18 protein-coding genes are annotated in these 19,534 nt (G+C 62.7%); 7 read left to right on the plus strand and 11 right to left on the minus strand.

Annotated features, from left to right (window positions below; all coding sequences use genetic code 11):
• Nucleotides 1–380 precede the first annotated feature (380 nt).
• A complete protein-coding gene (nhaA, locus tag NKI96_RS31490) occupies nt 381–1,568 on the plus strand; it encodes a Na+/H+ antiporter NhaA (RefSeq protein WP_352807678.1) in 1,188 nt (395 codons plus the stop codon).
• Nucleotides 1,569–1,621: 53 nt separating this feature from the next.
• On the opposite strand, the gene NKI96_RS31495 is transcribed toward nhaA, so the two are convergent.
• Nucleotides 1,622–2,122 carry an MmcB family DNA repair protein gene (locus NKI96_RS31495; protein WP_023692665.1) on the minus strand — a complete coding sequence of 167 codons (501 nt, stop codon included), beginning with the start codon at nt 2,120–2,122 and terminating at the stop codon, nt 1,622–1,624.
• Between the two features lie 563 nt (nt 2,123–2,685).
• On the minus strand, nt 2,686–2,856 hold the full coding sequence (locus tag NKI96_RS31500) for a hypothetical protein (protein ID WP_023685143.1): 171 nt from the start codon (nt 2,854–2,856) through the stop codon (nt 2,686–2,688).
• A 165-nt stretch (nt 2,857–3,021) separates the two neighbouring features.
• Between NKI96_RS31500 and NKI96_RS31505 the strand changes: the two genes are divergently transcribed.
• Nucleotides 3,022–3,342, plus strand: coding sequence for a hypothetical protein (locus tag NKI96_RS31505; RefSeq protein WP_023807719.1), 321 nt, complete (start codon nt 3,022–3,024; stop codon nt 3,340–3,342).
• A 381-nt stretch (nt 3,343–3,723) separates the two neighbouring features.
• Here NKI96_RS31505 and cueR read toward each other — a convergent pair whose 3' ends face one another.
• On the minus strand, nt 3,724–4,140 hold the full coding sequence (cueR, locus tag NKI96_RS31510) for a Cu(I)-responsive transcriptional regulator (protein ID WP_023672853.1): 417 nt from the start codon (nt 4,138–4,140) through the stop codon (nt 3,724–3,726).
• 238 nt (nt 4,141–4,378) lie between these two features.
• Here cueR and NKI96_RS31515 point away from each other — a divergent pair, with 238 nt between their 5' ends.
• Complete coding sequence (locus NKI96_RS31515; protein ID WP_023692663.1) at nt 4,379–4,996, plus strand: L,D-transpeptidase; 618 nt, start codon at nt 4,379–4,381, stop codon at nt 4,994–4,996.
• Between the two features lie 182 nt (nt 4,997–5,178).
• On the opposite strand, the gene NKI96_RS31520 is transcribed toward NKI96_RS31515, so the two are convergent.
• The 6 genes from NKI96_RS31520 to NKI96_RS31545 all read right to left on the minus strand — a co-directional run bounded on the left by NKI96_RS31520 (nt 5,179) and on the right by NKI96_RS31545 (nt 13,749).
• A complete protein-coding gene (locus NKI96_RS31520; protein WP_023685140.1) occupies nt 5,179–5,748 on the minus strand; it encodes a NifU family protein in 570 nt (189 codons plus the stop codon).
• 201 nt (nt 5,749–5,949) lie between these two features.
• The gene (locus NKI96_RS31525) at nt 5,950–6,441 is read right to left on the minus strand and encodes a universal stress protein (RefSeq protein WP_023672856.1); all 492 of its coding nucleotides are present in this window, start codon (nt 6,439–6,441) and stop codon (nt 5,950–5,952) included.
• 100 nt (nt 6,442–6,541) lie between these two features.
• Nucleotides 6,542–7,609, minus strand: coding sequence for a tryptophan--tRNA ligase (gene trpS / locus NKI96_RS31530; protein WP_023672858.1), 1,068 nt, complete (start codon nt 7,607–7,609; stop codon nt 6,542–6,544).
• A gap of 616 nt (nt 7,610–8,225) precedes the next feature.
• On the minus strand, nt 8,226–9,824 hold the full coding sequence (gene murJ / locus NKI96_RS31535) for a murein biosynthesis integral membrane protein MurJ (protein ID WP_023692661.1): 1,599 nt from the start codon (nt 9,822–9,824) through the stop codon (nt 8,226–8,228).
• A 58-nt stretch (nt 9,825–9,882) separates the two neighbouring features.
• Nucleotides 9,883–12,678, minus strand: coding sequence for a [protein-PII] uridylyltransferase (locus NKI96_RS31540; protein ID WP_352807680.1), 2,796 nt, complete (start codon nt 12,676–12,678; stop codon nt 9,883–9,885).
• A gap of 33 nt (nt 12,679–12,711) precedes the next feature.
• A complete protein-coding gene (locus NKI96_RS31545; protein ID WP_352710300.1) occupies nt 12,712–13,749 on the minus strand; it encodes a glycosyltransferase family 25 protein in 1,038 nt (345 codons plus the stop codon).
• Between NKI96_RS31545 and NKI96_RS31550 the strand changes: the two genes are divergently transcribed.
• From NKI96_RS31550 to NKI96_RS31565, 4 genes are all read left to right on the plus strand, one after another.
• On the plus strand, nt 13,732–16,239 hold the full coding sequence (locus tag NKI96_RS31550; protein ID WP_352807682.1) for a heavy metal translocating P-type ATPase: 2,508 nt from the start codon (nt 13,732–13,734) through the stop codon (nt 16,237–16,239). The two genes, NKI96_RS31545 and NKI96_RS31550, sit on opposite strands and share 18 nt — an antisense overlap.
• Before the next feature lie 43 nt (nt 16,240–16,282).
• Nucleotides 16,283–16,666, plus strand: coding sequence for a CopM family metallochaperone (copM, locus tag NKI96_RS31555; protein WP_352807683.1), 384 nt, complete (start codon nt 16,283–16,285; stop codon nt 16,664–16,666).
• A 93-nt stretch (nt 16,667–16,759) separates the two neighbouring features.
• On the plus strand, nt 16,760–17,605 hold the full coding sequence (locus NKI96_RS31560; protein ID WP_352807685.1) for an aldo/keto reductase: 846 nt from the start codon (nt 16,760–16,762) through the stop codon (nt 17,603–17,605).
• Nucleotides 17,606–17,657: 52 nt separating this feature from the next.
• Nucleotides 17,658–18,416 (plus strand): MBL fold metallo-hydrolase, encoded by a 759-nt coding sequence (locus NKI96_RS31565; RefSeq protein WP_352807687.1) that lies wholly within the window; start codon nt 17,658–17,660, stop codon nt 18,414–18,416.
• A 4-nt stretch (nt 18,417–18,420) separates the two neighbouring features.
• Here NKI96_RS31565 and NKI96_RS31570 read toward each other — a convergent pair whose 3' ends face one another.
• Nucleotides 18,421–18,975 carry a TetR/AcrR family transcriptional regulator gene (locus NKI96_RS31570; RefSeq protein ID WP_352807689.1) on the minus strand — a complete coding sequence of 185 codons (555 nt, stop codon included), beginning with the start codon at nt 18,973–18,975 and terminating at the stop codon, nt 18,421–18,423.
• Between the two features lie 66 nt (nt 18,976–19,041).
• Nucleotides 19,042–19,506 (minus strand): nuclear transport factor 2 family protein, encoded by a 465-nt coding sequence (locus NKI96_RS31575; protein WP_023729603.1) that lies wholly within the window; start codon nt 19,504–19,506, stop codon nt 19,042–19,044.
• Between the last annotated feature and the right edge of the window lie 28 nt (nt 19,507–19,534).

Raw genomic sequence — 19,534 nt, forward strand, 5'->3', positions numbered from 1 at the left:
GCACAAAGCGCAACCATCGTCTCATCCCCAGCAAGACACTCCACAACAAACCGTAGCCGCTCGTCCATGATGCCAGTCTCTCGCCAAACCATCGCCGGTCCTCCCGGCGAAGGAGAAAACTGTCACCCATGCTATCGGTCCATTCTGTTACCTATCTATCCGGTTCGGACACTGCCTCTTTCTCCCCGTCGCTATGTGGGGAGTTGAGGAATGGTCCGCGAAGCGGACGAAAAGCCAACTGCTTGGCTTTTCGAATGACGAACGTCCGGCAGGACAATGAGGGGCGGCGCCAACGCTGGAAACAGTTGCGCTTGCCGTGCCATCGACCTTTGCCCATCATCGGCAATAACGCCGCCGGAAAACCCGGCAACGGAGCACAGATGCGCGACAAGCAGCCGAAATCCATCCTTCGCGAATTCCTCGACGGCGAGGCGGCGGGCGGCATCATCCTGATGGTTGCGGCAGCCCTTGCGCTGATCGTCGCCAATTCACCATTGGCCGAAACCTATTTCGCCGCTCTCCACGCCTATCTCGGCCCGCTCAGCGTGTCGCACTGGATCAATGATGGGCTGATGGCGGTGTTCTTCCTGCTGGTCGGCCTCGAGATCAAGCGCGAGATGCTCGACGGTCAGCTCTCGACCTGGCCGCGCCGCGTGCTGCCGGGCGTCGCCGCCGCCGGCGGCATGCTGGTTCCCGCACTCGTCTATGTCGCCGTCAACCGCAACAACGCCGCCGCGCTCTCCGGCTGGGCGATCCCGACCGCCACCGACATCGCCTTTGCGCTCGGTGTGCTGTCCTTGCTCGGCAACCGCGTGCCGGCCTCGCTGAAAATCTTCCTCACCGCGCTCGCCATCATGGACGATCTCGGCGCCGTCATCATCATCGCCATCTTCTACACCAGCGGCCTGTCGCTGGCCTATCTCACTGCTGCCTTCGCCGTCATCGCGATGCTCGTCATGCTCAACCGTATGCGGGTGACGGCGCTGACGCCTTACCTCGTGCTCGGCGCCGTGCTGTGGGTGCTCGTGCTGAAATCGGGTGTGCATGCGACGCTGGCCGGCGTGGCGCTGGCGCTCACCATTCCGCTGAAAACTTCTCCCGGCAGCGGGCACGATCTCGACCATTCGCCGCTGCACCGGTTGGAGCACGGCCTGCACAAGATCGTGCCGTTCTTCGTCATCCCGATCTTCGGCTTTGCCAATGCCGGCGTGTCGCTGGCTGGCCTGAGCGCCGCCGCTTTGGTCGAACCGCTGACGCTCGGAGTCGCCGCAGGCCTGGTGCTGGGCAAACTGGTCGGCGTCTTCGGCTCGTCGGCGCTTGCCATCCGTCTCGGCTTCGCCGACCTTCCGGTCAACGCCGGCTGGCTGCACATGATCGGCATTTCGCTGCTCTGCGGCATCGGCTTCACCATGAGCCTGTTCATCGGCCTGCTCGCCTTCGCCAACGACATGGCGCTGCAGGACGCCGTCAAGGTCGGCATCCTGGCGGGGTCCTTCGTTGCAGCGCTGCTGGGTGCCGCCGTGCTGCTGATGGCGCCGGCGGCAGGGGTGGAGGAGGTGGTGGAGTAGGTGTTCTTGGGTTCCTCGCCCCCGCAAAGCGGGGCGAGGAACTTGAGCTTCGTCTACTCGCTCTCTCCCGCCAGCGCCGGCACCGCCACACCCGCCAGTTCCGCCGCCAGCAGCCGCGCCGCACCCGCCCGTGCGATGCGCAGCATCAGCGCCTTGCGCGTTGCCGCCGCCATCCGGTGCTCGGGCGCATCGCGCAGAATCTCGGCGCCGTAGCCGTCGGAGAGGATGAAGCCGCATTCCTCGGGGAAGATCTCCGATGGCACGCCCGGATGGGTGGCGAAGAAGAAGCGGTCGGAGTGCAGCCGGTAGTCAGGCCATTTGCGGTCGACGCGGAAATCCTCGATCGAGGATTTGACCTCGATGATCCAGATATCGCCCTGCCGGGTCAGCGCCACAAGGTCGGCGCGCCGCCCGGTGGCCAGCGACAGTTCGGGCAGCACATGCATGCCCATTTGCATCAACAGCCTCTGCACGCCGCGCCGCACCAGCATGGCGCGTTCGGACTGGCGGCCGTCGATGAGGGGATTGAGGGGAATCGGCGAAATGATCGGCATGGCACCCACCATGCCAGATTTTGTTCACGGTTTGAACCCATGTTGGGCAAAATCCGATTGACAAATTCGGCCAGATAGGAATATAATCCTGCTACGGTTGATGATCCGAGAGGCATGTCACGTCATGGGCCAGGCGCTACGGGAAGTACTGCGGACAATACTGCGTTGGATCGAATCTCTGATCGGTGTCATCTCCGCGTTTGTGAGAAGCGGGATGGCCGAAAAGGTCCTGAAGTCTTGGATGAGCGAGGTCCGGCCGCTTATGTCACTGCCCGAAGCGGCCTTGTCTTCGCCCGGCCTAAGGCCGCCATATCATCAAAAATCGAGGCAGTCAGGGCCTGTTATCGCCGCGGCAAGCGTGGGCCAGTTATGCAGAGGGCCCATGTCCCGCAACAGCCGTTGCACGCCACGCCGCACCAGCATAGCGCGTTCCGACTGGCGGCTATCAGGGCGGATGCATACGAAACCTTGTAAATGACCAAGCCGTATACGAAACGACGACTCGTAAGCGTTAGGCGGAATTTGGTTCCGAAATTGGTAACTTCCCTACGGCTGGGTAGCTCCTAGAGCCATTTGATGGCTCCCAGGATCAGCACGACAATAACTGCCATCACTAATTCCAGACCAGGCCTGACCTGCGCACGAAGTTGCGGTGAAAACCGGCATGCCAGCAGGACCCCAAGCCCGCCACCGAGCGGCGTTAGAACCTTGTCGATAAACTCAACGGCATTCATGTCTTGACCCCCAAACCCAAGCGCGAGACTAGCAGGGCCAAGGTCGTGAGCAAATGGGTTTGTCAACCATACAATCGCCTTTCGCAGGGCGACTATATACTTTACAACGCGCCCTGCGGATTGATCCCCGCTATGCTTGAGATAAGCTACCGGGAGGCAAAGCATATGAAGCGTAGAACCGCACTCACCGCGCTGCTCGTATCGTTGGGCACGATAGGCCTAATCTTGCTGGGGATTGGCCTTCTTGCTAGCGCGGGAATCGTAGCTGAGAAGGGTACTTGGCCGCATATTGTCGGTGGCTTCACTGCGGTATTGATGATGCCGATAGCTTTTGTGGCGTTTCTGTCCTGTATGTTTTCAGTTCTGACCACCCTTCTTTTTGCGGCTCTGCCGCGAGAGAAGCTGATCCCCTATCTCAGAGCGTGGCCATTCAAGTTTTTGCTCTGGAAGGAAGTCAGAGAAGAGTTTGAACCTACCTCAAGCTAGGTCTGCTTCTTACTCGTTCGGTCTGAAGGTGGCGGTCGCTTTCGGATTTTGACCCCAGCATCCGCGCGCCTCATCAGACGATTATTCGGTTGACAAACCTGGGTGACGGCTTGGTCCGAGCGTCTTCCGCGATCGCACCATACTAGTCTGGGTGCAGTCTGGTATTGATCCGCAGCGGCCCTATGTCGTGCCGATCGACTTCCGTTCTTAGCTATAAATCGGCCGGACTAAAGTCTTACGTCGTGAGCGCAAAGGTCTGATGTAACCGCTTTGGTTCCGTTCTTGTCCATTGGACGTTCCGTAATTTTAGCCAAATGAGATATAGACCTTTGGAGGTTTTTCTTGCGCGTCCGGCGCCCAGTCTATCCCGGCGCCCGTGCTTCAAACCGTGGCCCGCCTGTCTGCGGCCTGCGCAGCCCCCGCAATGTCATCCAAAATCGGGCAGTCCGGCCGGTCGTCACCATGGCAGGCCTGGATCAGCGTCTGCAAGGTCGTGCGCATCGACTGCAGCTCGCGCACCTTTTCCTCGATGGCGCTCACATGGGCGGCGGCAATCTCGCGCACATCGTGGCTGGCGCGGCTGCGGTCCCGGTAGAGCGCCATCAGCTGCCGGCAATCGTCGATTGAAAAGCCGAGGTTGCGAGCGCGGCGCAGGAAGGCTAGCCGATGGATGTCGTCGCTGGAATAATCGCGATAGCCATTGCCGGCGCGCGCCGGGGCGATCAGGCCGATCTCTTCATAGTAGCGGATGGTCTTGGCCGGCAGGCCGGACCGCGCCGCGGCATCGCCTACATTCATTGTGATTCCTCGATGTGGTTCCCTGATTCTAGGCTATCCGACAGGACCGACCATTGTTTTTCCTTCACAATCCCGTGAGTCCTGTTGCCGAAATGCCATAGTTGCCGGCTTACCGGCACGTAAGCTCCTGCATATAGGCATCGCGCGCTTGGCAAGCAAAGCAAATGCCAGCATGAATGATTTCAGGAAAAGCGGCCGTAACGTGTCGCGACATCTTGGTGGGGCATCGGACCATTTCATGCGCATGAAGTCATTTGCAATCGTCGCCGCACTTGCGTTGTCGGCCGCGATCTCGGGTTGCAGCACGATCGGCTCGCAGCTGTTCACCAACAACTACGGTTCGGTGAACGATGCAGGCTACCAACTGCCGCGCATCCCGATCGAGAGGGTGCCGCTGAAGTACCACCGGCAAGAGGTAAACTACGACACCTCGGAAAAGCCGGGCACCATTGTCGTCGATACCCAGAACAAGTTTCTCTACTTCGTCGAAGGCGACGGCCGGGCGATCCGCTACGGCATCGGCGTCGGCCGCGAAGGCTTTGAATGGCACGGCACCGCCCATATCGCGCTGAAGCGCGAATGGCCGACCTGGACGCCGCCGCGGCAGATGATCCAGCGCCAGCCGGAGCTAGCGAAGTTCGCGAGCGGCATGGAGCCGGGCTTGAAGAACCCGCTCGGCGCGCGCGCCATGTATCTGTTCAACAAGGGCGGCGACATGGGCTACCGCCTGCACGGCAGTCCGGAATGGAATTCGATCGGCAAGGCGATGTCGTCAGGCTGCATCCGGCTGATGAACCAGGACATCATCGACCTCTACGACCGCACGTCGGTCGGCGCCAAGGTCATCGTGATGTAGGACCATGATCCGGAACCGAGGTCCACGAAAGCGAAAAGTGGAACCGGTTTTCGGGAATATCATGGTCAAAATAGGCGTTACCCTTCGTACGCGGACCGTCTAGGCAACAACGGACGTCCAAAACAGAAAACCGGGCAATCTGGCCCGGTTTTTTGTTGCTCGCTCGAATGCGTGAAGGGGTCTTAGGAGACCTGCTCGACCTGCTGTACTTCCGGCACGAAATGGCGGAGCAGGTTCTGGATGCCGTGCTTCAGCGTCGCCGTCGAGGACGGGCAGCCGGCGCAGGCGCCCTTCATGTGCAGGAACACGGTGCCGTTCTCGAAGCCGCGGAAGGTGATGTCGCCGCCATCCTGGGCAACCGCCGGGCGCACCCTGGTGTCGAGCAGTTCCTTGATGGTGATGACCAGTTGCTCATCGGCCTTGTCGTAGAATTCGCCGGTCTGGCTGGTCTCGGCGGCGGGGCCGGCGTTGACCATCACGGGCGCGCCCGACATAAAATGCTCCATGATGGCGCCCAGGATCGCCGGCTTCAGGTGCTGCCAGTCCGGGCCGTCCTTGGTCACGGTGATGAAGTCATAGCCGAAGAAGACGCCGGTCACGCCGGGGATCTCGAACAGCCGGCCGGCCAGCGGCGAGGCGCTGGCTGCACTGTCGGCGTCGCGGAAATCGGCGGTGCCTTCAACAAGGACTTCCTTGCCGGGCAGGAACTTCAGCGTTGCCGGGTTCGGCGTCGATTCGGTCTGGATGAACATGGCCGTCTCCGTGCCCCAGTCGGGCAGCTAGTTTGGAATAGTTCTAAATAGGCTCAATCGGCTGGACATTCAAGCGAAACGCGTCGCTCAAAACGGCTGGCTGGCGGAATGTTTTTGCTGGCTGGGAATTAATCCCGCGCGGGCTATAAATCCAGGATCGTGATGTTATCCGAACCGCTTCACACTTCCGGCATCAACTCTCTATGCGAGGCTGTCGATCTCCTCGTCAGACAGGTTCTGCGGCACCACTGTGACCGGAATAGGGAAGGCGGCGCCCTTGCCGGCAACAGCCCCGACCAGCGGCCCGGGTCCTTCCTTGCCGGCACCTGCCGCCAGCACCAGGATGGCGATGTCCTGGTCTTCCTCGATCAGCTTGTGGATCTCCTCGGTCGGCTTGCCTTCGCGCACCACCATCTCGGGCTCGATGCCGAGCTTCTGGCGCACCTTGTTGGCGTAGCCGTCGAGTGCCGCGCGCGCCGTGGCATTGGCTTCCTCGCGCATGATCTTCTCGACGCCCAGCCAGTGCTGAAAGTCGTCCGGTGTGATGATGTAGAGCAGCACCAGCGTGCCGCTGGTGCTCTGCGCCCGCTTGGAGGCGTAGGCGACGGCGCGCTCGCACTCCGGCGTGTCGTCGATGATCGTCAGGAATTTCCTGCGATGGCCGGCTTCGCGACTGAGGCGTTTGGAGACCATGTCTATCTACTCGATGTTTCGACCGCAATCTGCCACCGCGACAGACCGGCGGCAAGCCGCCGGCCTTGGGCCAGAATGGTGCGGTGCACTGACGGTAGGATCAGCCCTGCAACAGGCCGATAATGTCGCGTACCGTCTTCATGGTGGTCTCAGCCAGCGCGCCGGCGCGTTCGCCGCCGTCTCTCAGCACCGCGTCGACATAGGCGCGGTCGCCCTCGATACGGCGCATCTCGCCGGCGATCGGCGCCAGTTTTTCCACGGCAAGGTCGGCGAGCGCCGGCTTGAACACGGAAAACTGCTGGCCGCCGAATTCCTTCAGCACGTCCGCCTTCGACATCTCGGCCAGCCCTGCATAGATGCCGACCAGGTTTTCCGCTTCCGGGCGGCTTTCCAGGCCGTCGACTTCGCTTGGCAATGCTTCCGGGTCGGTCTTGGCCTTGCGGATCTTCTTCGAGATGGTGTCGGCATCGTCGGTCAAATTGATGCGGGACAGATCCGACGGGTCCGACTTCGACATCTTCTTGGAGCCGTCGCGCAGGCTCATGATGCGCGCCGCCGGCCCGCCGATCACCGGTTCGGTTATCGGGAAGAACCCGTTTACCGTCTCTTCGCCAACCTGCATCTCGACGCCGACGCCAAGACTGGCGATGCGGCTCGAAAAATCATTATTGAACTTTTGCGCGATGTCGCGGGTCAGCTCCAGATGCTGCTTTTGGTCCTCGCCCACCGGCACATGGGTGGCGCGGTAGAGCAGGATGTCGGCCGCCATCAGCGAGGGATAGGCAAGCAGGCCCAGCGAGGCGTTCTCGCGGTCCTTGCCGGCCTTGTCCTTGAACTGCGTCATCTTGTTCATCCAGCCGATGCGCGCCACGCAGTTGAAGATCCAGGCAAGCTCGGCATGCTGCATCACTCGCGACTGGTTGAAGACGATGTGCTTCTTCGGGTCGATGCCGGAGGCAAGGAAGGCCGCGGTAATCGAGCGGGTCTGGTCGGCGAGGTCGTCATGGACGAGCTGTGCCGTCAGCGAATGCAGGTCGACGACGCAATAGATGCAGTCTGACGTGTCCTGAAGCGCAACGAATTTCTTGATGGCGCCGAGATAGTTGCCGAGATGCAGATTGCCGGTCGGCTGTACCCCGGAAAAGACGAGCTGTTTGAAGGCGGTCATGATGTCCTCATGGCTTGTGGAGGGCCGTATAAGCGTGATTCCGAAAAGTTGCAGACTTTTCGGAGCCAATCACGCGGCTGGAAACCACGCGCGGCAAAAGTCTTGCGACGGCGCGCTTATGGACGAAGGGGCGGAGAGGATCAAGAGGCGGGGATGGCGCGGTCGCGTCTGATGCCCCTGTATATTGACCTGACAGGCTGGCGCCGCCCCTCATTGTCCTGCGGACATTTCTTCCCGTATAGAGAGGGGGAGAAAAACGCCGTCATCGCCCGCTTTCGCCAATCGCCAGAGAAAGCGCTGGCGCCATGTTCAGCCTCTTTCTCCCCGTTCGTTCACGGGGAGAAATGCCCGGCAGGGGAATGAGGGGCCGCGCTGACATCGACATTTATGATATATTTGAACCTGCATTGCATATCATCGGATGAGAAATCGATGCCCGCTGTCAACAACGAGGAAGCCCCAAAGCCCCGACAGGACCACGAGACGCCGCTTGAAACAGCGGCGCGGCTTCGGGCCGAATTCGGGGTCGAGCTTAGCAAACAGGCACCCGAACCGCTGCCACGCTCGGTTTACGACAAATTGTCTGCCGAAGTTTAACCAGGTTCTACGGTTAGGCTTACGGATCTGGAGACTGTTCCGTGACCGGCGGTGTGCCCTTCCGTCCAATATTGCGCCGGATCATGCCGAAATCGGCGCCGCCGGTGGCAAAGGCCGTGATGAAGTAGAGCAGAGCGCCGCCGGCCACGAGAGCCAGCAGCGTCGTTGCCTTGATCACCAGTGGCGAGCCGGGGCCGAGCCTGACGGCCAGCCAGTGCTCGGCGAAATAGAGCGCCACCGCCATCACCGCCGCCGACAGCACAAGACGCGGAATGCGCTTCAACAGCGGCACGTCGCGGCCCCAATGGCCACGTCGGATCAGCACCGCAAGCAGCATCACCGCGTTGACCCAGCCGGCGACGGCCGAGGCCACCGCAATGCCGGGCGCGCCCATTTTCGGGAACAGCGTCAGCGCGGTGATCACGTTCACGCCGACCGAGATGGCGGCGAACATCATCGGCGTGCGCGTGTCCTCGCGGGCGAAATAGCCGGGGGTGAAGGCCTTGATCAGCACGAAGGCCGGCAGGCCGAGGCCAAAGATCGCCAGGATCGCCGCCACCGTCGGCGTCGAGCCGGTGGCGGCGAAGGCGCCGCGCTCATAAACCAGCCGCACGATCGGCTCCGCCATTACCCAAAGGGCCGCCGCCGCCGGCAAGGTCATGAACAGCGTGAACTCGACCGAGCGGTTCTGCAGATTGGCCGCCTCGACCAGATTGCCCGATTTCAGCGCCCGCGACAGCTCCGGCAACAGCACGATGGCCACCGCGACGCCGACGACGCCGAGCGGCAGCTGGTAGATGCGGTCGGCGTAAGCAAGCGAGGACACGGCGCTGTCCTGCGCCGACGCGATCGCCGTGCCGATCAGCTGGTTGATCTGGGTGATGCCGCCGGTGATCGCCGCCGGCAGCGCCAGGATCAGCAGGCGCTTGACGTTGGGCGTCATCTTCGGCCGGCGAAAGCCGATGGCGATGCCGGCATTGCGCACCGCCACCCAGACGATGGCAAGCTGCACCAGCCCCGCCGCCAGCACGCCCCAGGACAGGCTGAAACCGACCTCACGGGCATCCATGCCGTGGTACCAGGCGTAGCCGAGCACGCTGATCAGGATGATGTTGAGGAAAGCCGGCGCCACGGCAGCCGCGAAATAGCGGCGCAGCGAATTCAGCATGCCGGCCATCATCGCTGCGAGCGACATGCAGATGAGATACGGGAACATGATCGTCGCCAGCAGGACGGTCGTCTCGAATTTGCCCGGCGTGTCGGCAAAGCCCGGCGCCACGAGATAGCGCACGATCAGCGGCATCGCCAATTCCATGACGATGGTCAGCGCCAGAAGTGCGGTGAACAGGACGCCGAACACTTCCTCCGAAAAGCGCTTGGCGCCGTCGGTGCCGTGGGTCTCGATCTCCTTGGCAAACAGCGGCACGAAGGCGGCGTTGAAAGCGCCTTCGGCAAACAGCCGGCGAAACGTGTTTGGAAACTGGAAGGCGGCGTTGAAGGCGTCCGCCACCGGCCCGGTGCCGAGTGCGGCAGCCATCAGCATCTCGCGGCCAAAGCCAAGGGCGCGGCTCATCAGCGTGCCGGACGCAACCGTGGCGAATTTCTTGACGAGGCTCATGCGCGGGGAGATTGCCTGGATGATTGGGACAAAGGGGGTGATTGGGACAAAGTGATGGTCACTCGGCCGCCGCCTTGGCCTTGCCGCCGCGCTCTGGGACAACGCCTTCAAGCGCCGCGATCAGCCTGGCGTGGATGGTGGCGGTGCGTGCCGGGTTGTCGATCTTCTGCCCCGTAAGGTCGGTGACATAGAAAGTGTCGATCACCTTCTCGCCGAAGGTGGTGATGTGAGCCGAGGCGATGTCGAGCGAGAGGTCGGACAACGCACTGGTGATTTCCGACAACAGCCCAGGCCGGTCCAGTCCCTCGACCTCGATCACCGAAAACCGGTTCGACAGCGTGTTGCGGATTTCGGCGCGCGGCGGAATCTTGAACACCTTGGCGCCGCGCCGCGGTCGGGTGCGCTTCTCGATCATCTCCGGCAACCAGCTCTTGCCCGACAGCACGTCCTCGATCAGCCGCCCGACGCGCTCGGCGCGGCGGCGCTCGTCCTCGTCGCGATCGAATTCCCGTGAGATCAGGATGATGTCCAGCGCGCGGCCGTCGGACGTGGTGAAGATCTGCGCGTCGACGATGTTGCCGCCCGCTCCCGCACAGGCGCCGGCAATGACCGAAAGCAGGCGCGGATGATCCTGCGCCAGCACGGTGATCTCGGTCACCGCCTCGAATTGGTGCGTCCTGACCACGGTGGCGAGCTTCTTGCCTGCCGCGTCGGCTTCGCGGATGAATTCGGCATGGCGCAGCTGATCGGGGAGGTCGACCGTCAGCAGATAGTTCTCGTAATGCAGGCCGACATAGCGCTTGCGGGCCTTGTCCGGCCAATCGGCCAGCGCCTCGGCCAGCCGCTCGCGCGCCGCCGCCGTCCGCTTGGCGCGAGACACTTCCGAGAAGCCGCCGGTCAAAAGCAGTTCGGTCTCGTAGTAGAGCGTGCGCAGGAGCTGGCCCTTCCAGCCGTTCCACACGCCCGGCCCGACACCCCTGATGTCGCAGACGGTCAGGATCAACAGCATTTTCAGCCGCTCGACCGATTGCACGATCGAGGCGAAATCCTCGATCGTCTTGCGGTCGTTGAGGTCGCGCGTCTGCGCCGTCATCGACATCACCAGATGGTTCTCGACCAGCCAGGCGACGGTCTCGGTGTCGGCGGCCGACAGCCCCATATGCGGGCAGATGCGGCGTGCGATCCGGGCGCCGGCCTCTGAGTGATCCTCCGGCCGGCCCTTGGCGATGTCGTGCAGCAGCACCGCGACATAGAGTGCCTCGCGGCTCTTCTCTAGCCCCGGCATCAGCGTGTGCGAGAGCGGATGCACCTTTTCGCCGTCGCCGCGCTCGATCTCGGCCAAGACGCCGATACAGCGGATCAGGTGCTCGTCCACCGTATAGTGGTGGTACATCGAGAACTGCATCATGGCGACTATTCTGCCGAAATCGGGGATCAGCCTGCCGAGCAGGCCGGCCTCGTTCATGCGCCGCAAATTAAGCTCGGCATTGCGGTCCGAGGTCAGGATGTCGAGGAACAGCCGGTTGGCCTCCTCGTCGCGCCGCAGCGACTTGTTGACCAGACCGAGCGAGCGGGTGAGCAGCTTCAGCGCATCGGGGTGGAACTCCAGCCCGTGCTTGTCGGCGAACCAGAACAGCCTGAGCAGATTGACCGGGTCGCGCTCGAACACGCTGTCGTCGGCGACGTTGATGCGGTGATTGTCGACAATGAAATCCGACGTGCCGGCCAGCTTGCGCTTGCGGCGCTGGAACGTGAGGAAGATGCGGTTGAAGCCGGGCACATGCTTGGCCTGCTCTTCCTCGAGCGCGGCGCAGAAGATGCGGGTGAGGTCGCCGACATCCTTGGCGACGAGGAAGTAGTGCTTCATGAAGCGCTCGACCGCCGACAGACCGGGATGCGTGGTGTAGCCGAGACGTTCGGCAATCTCGCGCTGGATATCGAAATGCAGCCGTTCCTCTGGCTTGCCGGTGAGGAAATGCATGTGGCAGCGCACCGCCCACAGGAAGTCTTCGGCCTTCTGGAATTCGCGGTACTCGGCCTCGGTGAAGACACCTTTCTCGACCAATTCCTCGCCGGTGCGCACGCGATAAAAATACTTGGCGATCCAGAACAGCGTCTGCAAATCGCGCAGGCCGCCCTTGCCGTCCTTGACGTTGGGCTCGACCAGATAGCGGCTTTCGCCGGCCTTGGCATGGCGATCGTCGCGTTCGGCGAGCTTGGCCTGCACATATTCCGGTCCGGTGGTGCGCACCACTTCATGGTCGAAGCGGGTGAGCAATTCGTCGAAGAGCTTCTGTTCGCCCCACAGGAACCGCGCTTCCAGGATCGTGGTGCGGATGGTGATATCGCTGCGCGATAGCCTGAGACACTCGTCGATGTTGCGGGTGGCGTGGCCAACCTTCAACCCGAGGTCCCACAGCATATAGAGCATATATTCGACGATCTGTTCGCCCCACGGCGTCTGCTTGTAGGGCAGCAGGAACAACAGGTCGATGTCGGAGCCCGGCGCCAGCGTGCCGCGGCCATAGCCGCCGACGGCAACGACCGCCATGCGCTCTGCGGTCGAGGGGCTTTTCACCCGGTAGACGTGGGTCGCGGCGAACTCGTAGAGGGCGCGGATGATCTCGTCCATCAGATGCGACAGCCGGGCGGCGCATGCCGAGCCGCTGCCATCGTCCATCAGCATGCGCTCGGCAACCTTGCGGCCCTCGGTCAGCCGATCCTTCAGCAGCCGGAGCGCACCGACGCGCGCGCCGGGCTCGGCGCCGCTGGCCGCCGAGATCAGCGCCGTCATGTCGCGGCGCAAAGCCTCGCTGTCGATCAGCGCGTCGAGCTTGAGGGAGATTTTTGCCATGGATTGCCGGTGGGCCTCGCCTTTGCGCGGCGTCTATAGCGCGTTTTCACGGCGCTGTGTATGGGGCGGACGGACGCGTCGGCCGCGATACCAGAAAGGGATGATCATCTCGCGCCGGAGCCGGAAGAGATCGGCGATCTGCCGCGTCAACCGCCTGGTCTCGATCCTTACCTTGGCGGTGATTGGCCTGGGGCGCCGTTTACCTATCCCGCTTGCCACCCATTCCTCTGTTCGCTCCTGCTTGAGCAGGCTTGGCAATCTCACCGGACTGTCGCCGAGGAATTGTGCCTGCAGGCACAATGCTGGGACGAGTTGGTAAATGACCTTGTCGGACGAGGTCGCAAAACGCGGATTGAAGATGAGGTGATCGACGGGAATGCTGATCTCATTCGTTGCCGCAAGAAGGTCCCGCGCGGCCTGTCTGGACAGGATGTATCCCGCCGTACCGATATGGAGCCCGTGCAGTCTGCTCGCAGAAAAACCGTGGCCGCAGGCGACTTGCCTGCGTGAAATGACGGTCCGGTTGAAGAACGTTTCAAGCTTGACGATGTCCGCATCGGCGGGAATCCAGCCCGCATCGGCAAGCAAAGCACCGGCTTTGTCCGGGAAAACGACATCGTCCTCGAAAATCGCCGCGTAAGCATCCTCACCTGTCGCGATCATCGACCAACACTGTTGGTGGCTGAGCAGGCATGCAATCTCGGCGTCGGCCAGACGCAAATGCTTCTTGCCCTGCGGCATTTCGGCCAGATCCGGCCGATCTCGCGCATCGATGGCGGCGACCCGCTCGAAGGCGGTGCCGATGCGCGCGAACTCCGCCGTTACATGGGCGAGGCGATCGCGGGACCGATCGAGATTGATAATCAGGCATTTCATTTGGGTGGGATCGATGCAGTGGGACGCGCGTCCATAGCATGGGAACAAAGTCGCGTAAGCGATTTTCCCTTTGATGTGCGCGATGACGGCCATGATCGAAAAGTCGAAATCGCCCCTTGACCTTCCAGTTACTGGAAGCACTACCTCCTCACCCAGACAGATATAAGGCATTTTTCGATGGCGCATTCCGAGCATCACCACCACGCGGCCGATGGCAGCTGTTGTGCGGCAAAGGCTGCTGAGCCGGCCGCCGAAGCCGTGGTGCGCGATCCGGTGTGCGGCATGAGCGTCGATCCGGCCGCGGGCAAGCCGACGGCCGAGCATGGCGGCCGTCTCTTTCACTTCTGCAGCGAGGGTTGCCGTACGAAATTCGTCGCCGGGCCCGAAAAATACCTGACCGCCACCGACCCCGTCTGTGGCATGAGTGTCGACCGCGCTACCGCCAGGCATTTTTTCCGCCACGAAGGCCAGGGTTTCTATTTCTGCTCGGCCGGCTGCCGGGCGAAGTTCGAGGCCGAGCCGCAAAACTGTCTCGGCGATAGGCCGACGCCGTCGCCAGTGCCGAAAGGCACTCAATACACCTGCCCGATGCACCCCGAAGTGATAAGAGACAAGCCCGGCTCCTGCCCGATCTGCGGCATGGCGCTTGAGCCGATGGGCGTTCCCACTGGCGATGAGGGCCCGAACCCCGAACTGGTAGACTTCACCAGACGGTTCTGGGTCAGCGCGGTGCTGTCCCTGCCGCTGCTGATCGTTGCCATGGCGCCGATGCTCGGCCTGACGTTCCAGGCGTTTGTCGACGGGCGAACGATGGTCTGGCTGGAATTGGCGCTGGCCAGCCCGGTGGTGCTGTGGGCGGCCTTCCCCTTCTTCCACCGCGGCTGGGAGTCGCTGGTCAACCGCAGCCCCAACATGTGGACGCTGATTTCGCTGGGTGCGGGTGCGGCCTACCTCTACAGCGTCGTCGCCGCACTGTTTCCGGACATCTTTCCGCATCAGTTCCATGGCCATGGCGGTACCGTCCCGGTCTATTTCGAGGCAGCTTCCGTCATCGTCGCGCTGGTATTTCTCGGTCAGGTGCTCGAATTGCGGGCGCGCGAAAAGACCGGCTCGGCCATCCGTGCGCTGCTCGACCTGGCGCCGAAGACGGCACGGCTGATCGGGGAGGACGGCTCCGACACCGACGTGCCGCTCGTTGCGGTCAAGACCGGCGACCACCTGCGCATCCGTCCGGGCGACGTCGTGCCGGTCGACGGCACTGTAACGGAAGGCCGTTCCTCCATCGACGAATCGATGATCTCGGGCGAGCCGCTGCCGGTCGAAAAAACGAAAGGCGATGCCTTGACCGGCGGCACGCTCAACAAGAATGGTTCGCTGATCATGCGCGCCGAAAAGGTCGGCTCCGAAACGACGCTTTCGCGCATCGTCGAGCTGGTCGCAAAGGCGCAGCGTTCGCGCGCGCCGATTCAAGGTCTGGCCGATCGCGTCTCCTTCTACTTCGTGCCGGCCGTCGTGCTGGTGGCGCTCGCGGCCTTTGCCGCCTGGGCGATCTTCGGTCCCGAACCCAGCTTGATCTTTGCCATCGTCTCGGCGGTCTCGGTGCTGATCATCGCCTGCCCCTGCGCGCTCGGCCTGGCGACGCCGATGTCGATCATGACCGCCACCGGGCGCGGGGCGCACGCGGGCGTGCTGATCAAGGACGCGGCCGCGCTCGAGCGCTTCGCTTCGGTCGACACGTTGATCGTCGACAAGACCGGCACCTTGACCGAAGGCAAGCCTCGCTTGACCGATGTCGTCGCTGCCGAAGGCCTGTCCGAGAATGAATTGCTGGCGCTCGCCGCCGGCCTGGAAAAAGGCTCGGAGCATCCGCTGGCCGAGGCCATTGTCGGCGGCGCCGGCGTACGCGGCCTGACGCTCGTTGAGGCCAGCGGCTTCGACGCCGTCACCGGCAAGGGCGTATCCGGCACGGTGTCTGGCAGGAAGGTTTCGCTCGGCAACGCCGCCATGATGGCCGATGTCGGCATCGACACCGCTTCCCTGTCGGCCAGGGCCGAGGCGCTGCAGGCAGAAGGCAAGACGGCGATGTTCGTTGCGGTGGACAAAAGACTGGCCGGCATTGTCGCGGTCGCCGATCCGGTCAAGGCAACGACAGCCGAGGCGATCAGGGCGCTGCACGACAGAGGGTTGCGGATTATAATGGCGACCGGCGACAATGAACGCACGGCGCGCGCCATCGCCAAAAGCCTTGGCATTGACGAGGTGCGCGCCGGCCTGCTGCCGGAACAAAAGGCCGCCCTTGTCGAGGAGTTGCGTGCGAAAGGTGCCGGCGTCGCCATGGCCGGCGACGGCGTCAACGATGCGCCGGCCCTGGCCAGCGCCGATGTCGGCATCGCCATGGGCACCGGCGCCGATGTCGCTGTCGAGAGCGCCGGCATTACGCTGGTCAAGGGCGATCTCAACGGCATCGTCAGGGCGCGAACGCTCGCCCAGGGGACGATCCGCAACATCCGCCAGAATCTGTTTTTCGCCTTCCTCTACAATGTGCTTGGCGTGCCGGTTGCCGCCGGCGTGCTCTATCCGCTCACCGGCACGCTTTTGTCGCCGATGCTGGCGGCGGCGGCCATGAGCCTGTCTTCGGTTTCGGTCATCGCCAACGCATTGCGGCTGCGGACGTTGAAACTCTGAGCAAAGCCCCCAGATACGAATTTCAATCAACAGGAGATCATGGATGACCTTGGCTAAGAAGATCGTGCTTTTGATGATGGCGGCGGGAATGCTGCTTGCCGTTTTCCTCGAAAGCGTCCCGGCGCAATCCGAAGAGATGAAACACGACATGGGCGCGATGGGCGCGCAAGGTCCTTCGACCGACGGCTACAAGGCGGCGATGGACAAGATGCACACCGACATGATGATCGAATATTCCGGCGACGCCGATGTCGATTTCGTGCGCGGCATGATCCCGCATCATCGGGGCGCGATCGACATGGCCAAGGTGGAACTCGCCAATGGCAAGGATCCCGAAATCCGCAAGCTGGCCGAAGATGTCATCGCCGCGCAGGAAGCCGAGATCACCAAGATGCACGCTTGGCTCGCCGCCCATCCGGCGAAGTAAGGCAGCAACGGCCATGCCGGAGAGATCCATTCTGGATTTCTATCCGGGCTTGTGATGCCATTCAAATCGATTACACGGCGCCAGGAGCCCACCATGCCATCGACGATAAGAGCCACCACGCTGCCTTCGGGCGAGGCCGTCCAGGTGCTGGGACAGGGCACATGGAAGATGGGCGAGGATTCCCGCCGCCGCGCCGGGGAGGTCAATGCCCTGAAGCTCGGGCTGGACCTCGGCATGACGTTGATCGACACCGCTGAAATGTATGCCAGCGGCGGCGCCGAGGAGGTGGTGGCGGAAGCCATTGCCGGGCGCCGCGACGAGCTCTTTCTTGTCTCCAAGGTATTGCCGTCCAATGCCTCGCGCGCCGGCGTGGCGCGGGCCTGCGAAAACAGCTTGAAGCGCCTGCGCACCGACCGCATCGATCTCTATCTCCTGCACTGGCCGGGCAGTGTGCCTCTATCTGAAACCGTCGAGGCGTTCGAGGCGCTGAAGGAGGCCGGCAAGATACGCCACTGGGGTGTCAGCAATTTCGACACCGACGAGATGGAGGAGTTGACCGGCCTGTCGTCTGGCGATCATGTCCAGACCAACCAGGTGCTCTACAATCTGTCGCGGCGCGGCCCCGAATTCGATCTCGTACCGTGGAGCCGGCAGCGCGGCATCCCGCTGATGGCCTATTCGCCGGTCGAGCAGGGCGCGCTGGCGCGCAATTCCAGGCTGGAAACCATCGCCGCCCGCCACAACGCCACGGCAGCACAGATCGCGCTTGCCTGGGTGATGGCGCAGCCCGGTGTCATCGCCATTCCGAAGGCGAGCAGCCACGACCATGTCCGCCAGAATGTCGCCGCGCTCGATATCGGGCTGACGGCCGAAGACCTCGCCGAACTCGACCGCGCCTTTCCACCGCCGACGCGCAAGCGCGGCCTGGAGATGATCTAGTTTGGAACGGATTTCGACCGGGTATCATCATACGGCGTATAGAGTCGGAGCCATGACGGTCACGTCGCTGCGCGACGGTTACGTCGACATGCCAATCAGGCGGCTGCGCCAGCCCGGAGACCTGACATTCGGTGACAACCTGCCCTCGCATGTACCGCTCGTCGACGGTGCGCTCAGGCTGTCGGTCAACGCCTTCGCCATCGATGACGGCGACGACATCACGCTGATCGACACAGGGGCTTCGAACGCCTGGCACCCGACAATGGGGCACCTGCCCGAGGCGCTGCGCGAGGCGAAGATCGCCACCGAGCGGATTCGGACTGTTGCTTTCACCCACACCCATCTCGACCATATACACGGGCTCATCCTTGCCGATGGTGGCGACGGCTTCCCGCAGCTCTCTCGGCTGCTTGTCCCGCGAGCTGAGCTCGGCATGTTTCGCGACGTGGCGAGGCTGGAACGCTTCCACGATCGCGCCCAGCCTCTCGATGCTGGACAGCGCGTCAGCGCTGACATCGATACGATCGGCTCCGCTGGCCATGAAGCCGGCCACACTTGCTTACGCGTTGTGAGCGCAGGCGAAACACTGTTGATCTGGGGCGACATCGTACATGTGCCGTCGCTTCAATTCGATCGACCCGAGATCACGTGGGAATTCGACGCAGACCAGCAGCAGGCGAGGGCAAGCCGGTTGCAAATGCTGGCGCTTGCGGCCAACAACGACTGCTACGTCGCCGGCGCGCATCTTGATTCGCCCGGCGTCGGCCGGGTTTTTCGAACCGAGACGGCTTTCCGCTTCGAGCCCTTGTAGCACTCTAGCCGAGCGCCGCCCGCGCCCGTCGCAACGCGCGCGAAAACACTGCGGTGTGGTCGAAGGCGCGCGCCAGCGTGAGCGCGCCCTGGATGGCGCCGACTGTTTCTTCGGCGAGTTCGTCCGCCCTGGCAGCGCTGTGCCCGCTTCGGGTCAGCGCTTCGGCAAGATGCGCCACCCAGCGGCCGAAATAGCTTTTGATGGCCTTGGCGAAGAGGTCGCGGGATTCGTCCAGCGCGAAGGCGCCGATCAGGCAGACCCGACGGCCTGAGCGGAAATAGCTGTCGGTCGCCTTCAGCATGCGCTCGATGCCGGCGTGTGGGTCAGCATGGTCCTGCAGCGGCACGAAGACATTCTCCTCGAACCAGCCATCTATATGGGCAATGACAGCCGCCGCCATCTCTTCCTTGCCGCCGGGGAAGAAGTGGTAAAGGCTGCCTTTGCCTAGGCCGGTCGCCGCACCGATCCGTGCCAGGCTCGCCCCTTCATAGCCGTGTTCGCGGAAAACCTCGCCGATGATGGAGAGCAAATCGGCGCGATCGGGCGCGATCCTGCGCATGCGCTAGTTTTTCCGCTTGAGCATGATCTTTGCCGAAAACCGCGACACAGCTTTAGGGATCATATTCTAAAGTCCGAGTTCGGACAGGCCGGGATGGTCGTCCGGCCGGCGGCCGAGCGGCCAGTGATATTTGCGCTCACCCTCGGCGATCGGCAGGTCGTTGATGCTGGCGACGCGCCTACGCATCAGCCCGGCCGCGTCGAATTCCCAATTCTCATTGCCGTAGGAGCGGAACCAGTGGCCACTGTCGTCGCGCCATTCATAGGCAAAGCGCACCGCGATGCGGTTGTCGTTCCAGGTCCAGACCTCCTTGATCAGGCGGTAGTCGAGCTCGCGAGCCCATTTGCGCGTGAGGAAGGAGACGATCTCATTTCTGCCCGAGACGAACTCGGCGCGGTTGCGCCAGGTGCTGTCCTGCGTATAGGCGAGCGAAACCCGTTCGGGATCGCGGCTGTTCCAGGCGTCTTCGGCAAGCCGAGCCTTCTGCGCGGCGGTCTCGGCGGTGAAGGGCGGCAGCGGCGGACGGCTCATGTCATTCTCCCATCGGGAAAGGCGATGG

Source organism: Mesorhizobium sp. M0292, from assembly GCF_040321695.1.
Taxonomy (GTDB): Bacteria; Pseudomonadota; Alphaproteobacteria; order Rhizobiales; family Rhizobiaceae; genus Mesorhizobium.

What these genes read in the sequence shown, in the direction of transcription:
- nhaA (WP_352807678.1), top strand. Translation starts at nt 381, where the DNA reads ATGCGCGACAAGCAGCCGAAATCCATCCTTCGCGAATTCCTCGACGGC.
- NKI96_RS31495 (WP_023692665.1), bottom strand. Translation starts at nt 2,122, where the DNA reads ATGCCGATCATTTCGCCGATTCCCCTCAATCCCCTCATCGACGGCCGC.
- NKI96_RS31500 (WP_023685143.1), bottom strand. Translation starts at nt 2,856, where the DNA reads ATGAATGCCGTTGAGTTTATCGACAAGGTTCTAACGCCGCTCGGTGGC.
- NKI96_RS31505 (WP_023807719.1), top strand. Translation starts at nt 3,022, where the DNA reads ATGAAGCGTAGAACCGCACTCACCGCGCTGCTCGTATCGTTGGGCACG.
- cueR (WP_023672853.1), bottom strand. Translation starts at nt 4,140, where the DNA reads ATGAATGTAGGCGATGCCGCGGCGCGGTCCGGCCTGCCGGCCAAGACC.
- NKI96_RS31515 (WP_023692663.1), top strand. Translation starts at nt 4,379, where the DNA reads ATGCGCATGAAGTCATTTGCAATCGTCGCCGCACTTGCGTTGTCGGCC.
- NKI96_RS31520 (WP_023685140.1), bottom strand. Translation starts at nt 5,748, where the DNA reads ATGTTCATCCAGACCGAATCGACGCCGAACCCGGCAACGCTGAAGTTC.
- NKI96_RS31525 (WP_023672856.1), bottom strand. Translation starts at nt 6,441, where the DNA reads ATGGTCTCCAAACGCCTCAGTCGCGAAGCCGGCCATCGCAGGAAATTC.
- trpS (WP_023672858.1), bottom strand. Translation starts at nt 7,609, where the DNA reads ATGACCGCCTTCAAACAGCTCGTCTTTTCCGGGGTACAGCCGACCGGC.
- murJ (WP_023692661.1), bottom strand. Translation starts at nt 9,824, where the DNA reads ATGAGCCTCGTCAAGAAATTCGCCACGGTTGCGTCCGGCACGCTGATG.
- NKI96_RS31540 (WP_352807680.1), bottom strand. Translation starts at nt 12,678, where the DNA reads ATGGCAAAAATCTCCCTCAAGCTCGACGCGCTGATCGACAGCGAGGCT.
- NKI96_RS31550 (WP_352807682.1), top strand. Translation starts at nt 13,732, where the DNA reads ATGGCGCATTCCGAGCATCACCACCACGCGGCCGATGGCAGCTGTTGT.
- NKI96_RS31545 (WP_352710300.1), bottom strand. Translation starts at nt 13,749, where the DNA reads ATGCTCGGAATGCGCCATCGAAAAATGCCTTATATCTGTCTGGGTGAG.
- copM (WP_352807683.1), top strand. Translation starts at nt 16,283, where the DNA reads ATGACCTTGGCTAAGAAGATCGTGCTTTTGATGATGGCGGCGGGAATG.
- NKI96_RS31560 (WP_352807685.1), top strand. Translation starts at nt 16,760, where the DNA reads ATGCCATCGACGATAAGAGCCACCACGCTGCCTTCGGGCGAGGCCGTC.
- NKI96_RS31565 (WP_352807687.1), top strand. Translation starts at nt 17,658, where the DNA reads ATGACGGTCACGTCGCTGCGCGACGGTTACGTCGACATGCCAATCAGG.
- NKI96_RS31570 (WP_352807689.1), bottom strand. Translation starts at nt 18,975, where the DNA reads ATGCGCAGGATCGCGCCCGATCGCGCCGATTTGCTCTCCATCATCGGC.
- NKI96_RS31575 (WP_023729603.1), bottom strand. Translation starts at nt 19,506, where the DNA reads ATGAGCCGTCCGCCGCTGCCGCCCTTCACCGCCGAGACCGCCGCGCAG.